Here is a 7,754-nt window from a genome sequence, read left to right on the forward strand (position 1 = left end):
AACGTTAATAATATTGCAACGTCTATTAATATATGTCATAATAATTTGTTGTGTTCCTTTTTTCATAGAAAGTAGTATACCAAAAAAATCATTAAAGCAAAATAAAAAAACACAATTGCTTGTGTTTAATCAAAAGGAATGATATGAATATGAGTATGAAATACCATCTGACCTGCTGAAGCACCAGTATTAACTAATAATTTAAAACCACTTTTATTGTGTTCTTTGATATATTTAGCAGCCAACTCACGAGCTTTTAACATTGCATAAATAAAGTCTGCATCGTTGTTTTCTAAAATGTTTGCTTCTGGGGTTTTCGGAATAACTAAAAAGTGTCCAGGTTGAAACGGTTTAATATCATATATTGCAATTACTTTTTCATCTTCATAAAGAATTTCTGCTGGTATTTGACGATTAATAATTTGGGTAAAGATACTAGCCAAGGAACTTAGAATCCTTTGCTGAATCTTTTAATTTTGCATCAGCTATACCTACAGAAACACGGTAACCTAAATCTAAGAATGCTTTGACAACTTGATCATATAAAGCAGAATCAGAAAGGTTTAATAAAACGGATAATTTAATAATTTTGTCTTTAAAAGGAGTAGCATCGAAACTAATAATTTTTTTAGTAATTTTTGCCGGTTGTCCTTGCTTGTCTTTATCTGGATTGTCTATTTCAATTGTTTTACCAATCGGTAAAACTCAGTTGAAAAATGATACTTGAATATTTTTATCATCAGAAGAAATATTAATTGCTTGCGATAAATTACCATTAGCATCGACTGAAACTAGACGAGAGTTTACAGGATCATAAAATCCACTTAAATCGCTATAATTTGCGATGTTTTTTAAAATCTCAATATTTGATGTAGCTCCATCTTTTCCGACTAAGAATCTAAATTTATTATCATTTTTTAAAATACCTACATATGAAGCAAGTTGCTTTTGTTGACTAGCATCAAAAAATAATAAGTCGTCAGAAGCATTTTTGTTAGTTGTATAACTTGTTTTTGCTAAATTATTATAATCATTGATACTTGAAATTTGACGAGTTTGTAGGGTAAAAATATCATCTGCATTAGAACTTTTGTATTGTCAAAGTTGCACAAACTGGTTTTTGACTAAATAATCTATTAATAAAAAGTTATTTAAGTCAAAATTATCTTTATTTGCATCATAGTCACTTTTATTAATCTTTTCTAATTCTTCTTTTTTATTGATTTTAAAATAAGTAGCAACCAATAAATTTTTTAAAACATTAAATCTAACATCTGATTCATCGATTTTAAATAATAATTTAAATTGATCCATATTCGGATGATTATTGGTAATATTTTGTGGTTGTAATAAGTTTAAATCATTTTGATTAAACAATCCTAATTTTTGTAATTTAGCAAGTTCTTTATTATAAAAATCATTATCCTTTTGTGATTCAAATGCTAAATATGCTAAATATGCATTATATGCATCAGTTGCAAAACTTTGCGATTGCAAAAGTGTTTCATTAATTTGGGTTTGATTTTTATTATTTAAATCGAGATTATAGTATTTGCTTACTACTCCTAACAATCAAGTTTTTTCGATTTCTTTTTTGATTGCATCTTTTTTTTCAAAAGATAATTCTTGTTTAGTTTTTTCAGGAGTATTAACTTTGGTTCCACATGCTACAGTGGCAATTGGTAAGATGCTAATTAAAGAAGATAAAGCAAAATACTTAAAGCGTTTTAACATTATTTATCTCCTTTATTAAGTTCATTTGCTACAACTGCTCCGATGACATCAAAAGCAGATTTGTCGCTGTAGGTATATTTTTTGGTATTTAAATCAAAGTAACCGACTTTTAGTTGACCATCTTGATAAACAATATTTAATGAATTATTTTTATTATATGTATCATTGATTCATTGATTAATTTTTGAGATATCGTCTAAATCTTTTGATAAATGAATTCCATTATCTATCACCTTTATCCTTGATTCTACATTTGTGATATCACTTTGTGTATAATCAGTGTTAGTTAATGAATTTGGGTTCTTTGTATTTAATACTGTTGCAACAAATTTTGGATCAGAAAGTGCATTAAGTAAAAAATCTTCTTTTGAAATACTTGCACTTAATTTATCTGTAATATGTAAATTTGTGTTATTGCCTGATAATAAGTTTAATAAGTCACTTTTAATAAAATTGTTATAGTTATCTTTTGAAATTTTATAATCTGAAAATAACATTAATCCTTTATCAGTAGGGATAAGATAAAAATTAGGTTTGTTTTTGATGCTATATGCAAACGCTAAACGTTTATTACTGTCATCGATATTTACTGCGAACGCTTTGTTAAAAGTATCTTTGATATAAATGCTAAATTGATCACTTGTTAGCGAATCTATTAGTCGTTTTATATTAGTATTTACATTATTTACTAACTCAGAAAATTCTTGAATTTTGCTTTTATCTTTTGATTCTGAAATTGTTTTTGCTTTATCTAAATCAGATTGAATCAATGATTCAAGTTGTGGATTAAATCCTTTTGGTAATTGGTAAATAGTTGATAAATCAATTTGAGGTAATACAACAGATGTTTTGTTAGCATTAGCTTGTTGTTCAAAAATTCCTTGGGTTTGTGTTGCTAGTGCTTGATTTACATCCAAGTTAACTAAATCAGAAAACGATGTTATACCATTTGTTGCTAATGTGTTTGATTTAGTTAATGTTAAGTTATCTAAGGCAAATTGAAATTGCTGCTTACTTGGAACATCTGAATTTGACTTACTGATTCCATATAAAGTAGGAATATCTACAAAATTATTAAGGTAATCTATATTTGCTTTAAGAATTGGACTACCATCTGCTGTTTTTACACTGGTATATCTTAAGATATTAATAAGTTTATCCTTTGCACCATCTTTATCAAAAGAAAACGGGAGCAATAAATCTTTGTTTGCTACACCTGGAAGTAAAATTGAGGTTGTAATATGAATATCATTTTTTGCAAAATATTTTGCCACTAAAGCACTTGGATCAATTTTGTCTTGAATAAATGATTTGGTTGTAAATAAAATAATAGAACTTGAATTAGCATCGGGTCGAAAGTATGTAACATTTTCTTTTAAGTATGGGACTACATTATCACCTTGTTTATAAAGCAAATCCTGCAATTTATTTCCGTTTGCATCAAAATGTGGGATATCTCTTTGTGCCTTACGGTTTAATGCACTTGCAGAAATAATTTTAGTTTCAATTGTAAAACGACGTTTGGCTTCAGTTTCAACTTCCTTAAATGTTGCATATTCGACTGCTTCATCAATGTTTTTAGAATTACCATACTCTGTTTGCAACTTTTTATTTCAAGCATCTAAATAAGTATTGGGTTGAAATGATTGACGGGTACTTTCGAATTCTGCATTAATTGCTTTGCGTTTTTCTGAACGGATTATTGCTAATGATTTTAAATCACTCGCTACTTTAGGATTTTCACCAGGTAATAATGATGCATTATAAATTTGGCGATATTCATCAACTGCTTTTTGCTCTTGATCATAAAAATAAAATACTGCTTGACGGTAAATATCATCAATTTGTTTATCATTTGCTTCTTTATTACTTTCTAATGCATTTTCCAAATCACCTACATTCATTTCAGTAGTAATCTTTGATTTATCATTAGTATTAAAGAATTTGAATGCCGCTGCATTTTTTGCTTGTGCCTGCACATAATCAATTCGGTTAACGCTTATACCTAACGGTATAGCAATAGCAGCAATAATAATCACCCCTAGCGAACCTAAAATCCCAAAATTAATTCAATTTCTTTTGTGGCGATTAGTTTTGATAAGTTTTTGCTTATCTTCATACGAATCATTAAGTTCGGTTAAGCGTTCAAAAAATGTCTTTTTTCTCTTTGCCATTTTTACCTCAATTTTGTTTCTTATATATAAAAGTTTTTAATATATTATAGCAAAAAAATGTATTTTTTGCAGCGATTTGGTAATGCTATATTTGTATTTATCCACCTATATATCATATGTTCTTAAAATTGTATAGTATTAATAATATGATTATAAACTTGTTAGTAAATAAAATTATGCAACTTTATTTTGTATATAGTTGCATAATTTTATATTTTTTACTTTGTTTTTTGGGTTGTTGTAGTGCTCGATGATCCTGATGCAGAGCTAGTTGTAGTTGCTTTTGTTTCTTTCTTTTCGTCTTTTTTTCCACCTTTATATGTTATAACAGCATCTGCTTTACCATTACCTCTCATAATTGTTACTCATAAATTATAATTTGTTTTCTTAATATGTTCAAGTTGTTCAGGAGATAATGTTGATAGATTTTCAGGCAGCTTTTTACTTGGGTCTCTTGGTGGGTAACCGAAAATTCAACTATTTAATCCCCCCCCTAATCCTAATGCATCTCTAATTGCTAAATATTTTTGAACATCGTGTTTTTGTAATCAATTTAAATGTTCAGTTGTTATATCAGAAACATTTGCAGGAATCGCAACACTACTATAATCTTTTTCAGGTATAGGTTTTGGTTGATTTTTTATTGGTGGTAATGTACTTTCGGTTTCTTTGATATCCGATTCATTTCCTGGTTGTCCAAAAATTCAATTATCAGGCAAAGGTTTTAATACTTGCATAATCGCTTGAAATTGTGAAAAATTATGCATTTTTATTCATTCAAGTTGTCCAGATGAGATGGTTGATAAATCAGTTGGAACTGCTATTTTGCTATAGTCTATTTGTCTTTGTGGTTTATCTATTGGAGTAGTTGAAAATGTATTAAGGTTTTTATTCATATTTTCAACAGAGAAAAGAATTTTTTCACTTCCGTCTTTTTTATAAAAAGCAAATGAATAAAATTTATTTGGTATTAATGCATTATCATTATCTTTATCTCATTTAAATAAAAGTGGATATTGTCCTTCTTTAAGTGGATCTTGATTTACATCAACACTAGCATATGCTGCCTTAATGTCTCCGTCTTTTACAAGACTATTATCATCAAGTGATTTAACTTCTGCTGCAATAGCAACTCAATCACCTTTAACTCCGACAAGTGGTTGGTCGTGGAGAACAAAGACAAATGAACCATCCTTTGACATATAGTTTTCACTTCTAGCAGCAGGGTGCTTTAAATAAATAACTTTTATATCTGCTTTAGCAGGTGCTACACCATATTCAGTAACATTAATTGATTGATCTGTCATTTTTTGTTCTTTTGCAGGTGCTTGAGTTTTACCTGCACCACATGAAACAGCAACAGCAGCGACAGTTGTTAAAGTAACCCCTGATGCTGACAAGTATGCTAAAAGTTTCTTTTTAAATTTCATATTATCCTTCTTTCTCAATTTCATAATCAATGTGAAATTGTATGTTATATCGAAATTAGTAATGAAATATAACATAAATAGTTATTATATGTTTTTTTTTTTTTTTTTTTTGCAAAGAAATGTGAAAATTTTACATATTTTACTTTCCTTGTTATTTGAAATTTTCACAAAATTTCCATATTTCTTCTTTTTTAGAAAATCCTATGAAAAAATATCTCATGAAAATATTATTATGATTTAGTATAATTAATTTATGAATATTTTTAATGACAAAAAAACTATAATCGCTTTTAATGAGCTAGCTTATCAATTTAGATTTGTTTATTCTTTATTTGGTGAGAGCTTAAAGCAAGCTAAAAATGGAAATCTACCTTTTGATGATATAGAAACAATTATTACTTATAACACACTAATAAAACTGAAAGAATCTGGATTACCATTAAATTTAAATTTAAATGAAAAAAATATTTTTATCCCACAAATTAAAATAAATAATGAATATATTTATCTAAATATCCTGATACAAAGCAATAATATAAAAGCTAATTCAAAAAATTCTATAAAATTATTAAAAAAAATAAACGATGGTAATTTTTCTATATTGCCAAAGTTATTTGATTATATATATGATAAAAATCCTGATACATGAGTTTTTGTTTATTATGATTTTTTAGATAAAAAAACGAAACTATACACTATTTCAAATATAAATATTAATTATTATAAAACAATTAAAATTGATAATCTGGAACTGCCTTATATAAATATTGAAAAATCGATATAAAAAAGCAGCTTCCTATTTTGACCGTTAGGCTATCGTCGGCGTAAAGTGGCTTAACTACTGAGTTCGGAATGGTATCAGGTGATCCCACTTGCTATGGCTACTGGTAATATAATACAGATTTTTTTTAAAATACCAAATATTTTTTTATTTTTTTGTTTGAATTCATAATTAATAAAGATATAGTTTTAAAATCACAGAAAATAAGGTAAAATATAATAATATATTATGTAAGGAGAACAAATGATTAAACACCAAGAGCATAAAGAATTAGCTGAATATACAATTAAGGTTTTAATTCCTACTGATGAAGTAAAAAAGAAAAATGACTTTTATTTTAATGAAGCTTTAAAAAAGGTAAAGGTTCCTGGTTACCGTCCTGGAAAAGCACCGCGCGAGAAATTAGAAGCATATTTAGACACAAATGCTATTTCACGAAAAACTGTTGATTCATTTCTTCACTCAAGTTTCAACGATGTTGTAAAATACTTAGATGACAAAAAAATTAAAGCACTTTCAAAATATTCACTAGATGTTAACCCTCAAAAAGATGGTAGTTTAGAGATTTCTTATCATTTTCCTATGTGACCTGATTTTTCAAAAGTAGATTTAAAGAATTTAAAAGCAAAAATTAAACTTCCTAAATCAGGTGAAAAAGATAAGAAACAAATTATTGAAGAGTTTTATAAAGAAACAGCTATTAAAGAAGTAGTTAGTGATCCAAAAGTAAAGTCAAAACTTACTGATACAGTAAATATTGATTTTAAAGGATTTATTGATGATGAACCTTTCGAAGGTGGTGAAGCAGAAGGTGTTGATTTAGTATTAGGATCAAATACTTTTATACCTGGATTTGAAGACCAATTAGTTGGTAAAACAACAGGATGAAAAGGTGATATAAAAGTAACATTTCCTGGTTCATACTTCGTAAAAGAATACCAAAACAAAGAAGCAATTTTTGAAGTTAAAATTAATTCTATTACTCGCTTAGTGCAAAAAGAAATAACAGATGAAATTGTTAAAGGATACAATTTGGGTGAAAATGTTCAAACAAAAGATCAATATCTAGATTTAGTATTCAACAAAAAATTAAAAGAACATTTTATAACATCGATTCATAATTTTGAAAAAGATATCATAAATGAAATGTTAGAAATTGCTAACCCTGTTGTCCACCCAAATTTATTAGAAGATGCTATTAAAAAACTACAAGAAGATTTTGATAAGAATTTAAAGCAATATGGAATTAAAAAGAAAGAATACTTCCATCTTGTAAAATCAACTGAAGAAGATATTCAAAAGGAATTTGAAAAGACTGCATTAGAACAAGAAAAGAAAGCATATGCAAGTAGACATATGGCTGAAATCTTACCAAAAGATAAAGATGAATTAGAAAAACAACTAAATGAATTTAAGGATTTATTAGTTGATTATCCAATTGATCAAAGAGATAAATATGCTTCACTACTAATTCTTTATTTAATCATTAAAGAAAACAAACATAAAGATTCTACAAAATTAGCAAAAGAGTTTATTAAGTTTATTAATTTCTTAGCTAAATAAAATAATATAACGAAGTTTTCCTGTATTTCTGGAAATACAGGATTTTTTATTGCATTTTTTTTGCATAGCAAA

General features: G+C 27.2%; 6 protein-coding genes and 1 rRNA gene. 2 read left to right on the forward strand and 5 right to left on the reverse strand.

The annotated features are described in order from the left end of the window. Window positions 1-125: 125 nt before the first annotated feature. From hinT to ACXYRO_RS02500, 4 genes are all read right to left on the reverse strand, one after another. Window positions 126-443, reverse strand: coding sequence for a histidine triad protein HinT (hinT, locus tag ACXYRO_RS02485; RefSeq protein ID WP_435130186.1), 318 nt, complete (start codon window positions 441-443; stop codon window positions 126-128). Then, complete coding sequence (locus ACXYRO_RS02490) at window positions 436-1,734, reverse strand: HinT-interacting membrane complex lipoprotein P60 (protein WP_458614211.1); 1,299 nt, start codon at window positions 1,732-1,734, stop codon at window positions 436-438. Before ACXYRO_RS02490 ends, hinT begins: the two co-directional genes overlap by 8 nt. Further along, window positions 1,734-3,908, reverse strand: coding sequence for a HinT-interacting membrane complex protein P80 (locus ACXYRO_RS02495; RefSeq protein WP_458614212.1), 2,175 nt, complete (start codon window positions 3,906-3,908; stop codon window positions 1,734-1,736). The genes ACXYRO_RS02490 and ACXYRO_RS02495 overlap by 1 nt, the downstream gene beginning before the upstream one ends. A 218-nt stretch (window positions 3,909-4,126) precedes the next feature. Beyond that, complete coding sequence (locus ACXYRO_RS02500; RefSeq protein WP_458614213.1) at window positions 4,127-5,338, reverse strand: hypothetical protein; 1,212 nt, start codon at window positions 5,336-5,338, stop codon at window positions 4,127-4,129. Window positions 5,339-5,591: 253 nt separating this feature from the next. On the opposite strand from ACXYRO_RS02500, the gene ACXYRO_RS02505 reads away from it, so the two are divergent. Continuing rightward, a complete protein-coding gene (locus ACXYRO_RS02505) occupies window positions 5,592-6,122 on the forward strand; it encodes a hypothetical protein (protein WP_458614214.1) in 531 nt (176 codons plus the stop codon). Here the strand turns inward: ACXYRO_RS02505 and rrf are convergent. Then, window positions 6,122-6,227 (reverse strand): 5S ribosomal RNA (rrf, locus tag ACXYRO_RS02510). The two genes, ACXYRO_RS02505 and rrf, sit on opposite strands and share 1 nt — an antisense overlap. Window positions 6,228-6,362: 135 nt before the next feature. On the opposite strand from rrf, the gene tig reads away from it, so the two are divergent. Next, a complete protein-coding gene (tig, locus tag ACXYRO_RS02515; RefSeq protein WP_458597233.1) occupies window positions 6,363-7,682 on the forward strand; it encodes a trigger factor in 1,320 nt (439 codons plus the stop codon). Window positions 7,683-7,754: the final 72 nt, after the last annotated feature.

Source organism: Mycoplasma sp. 4013, assembly GCF_054353875.1.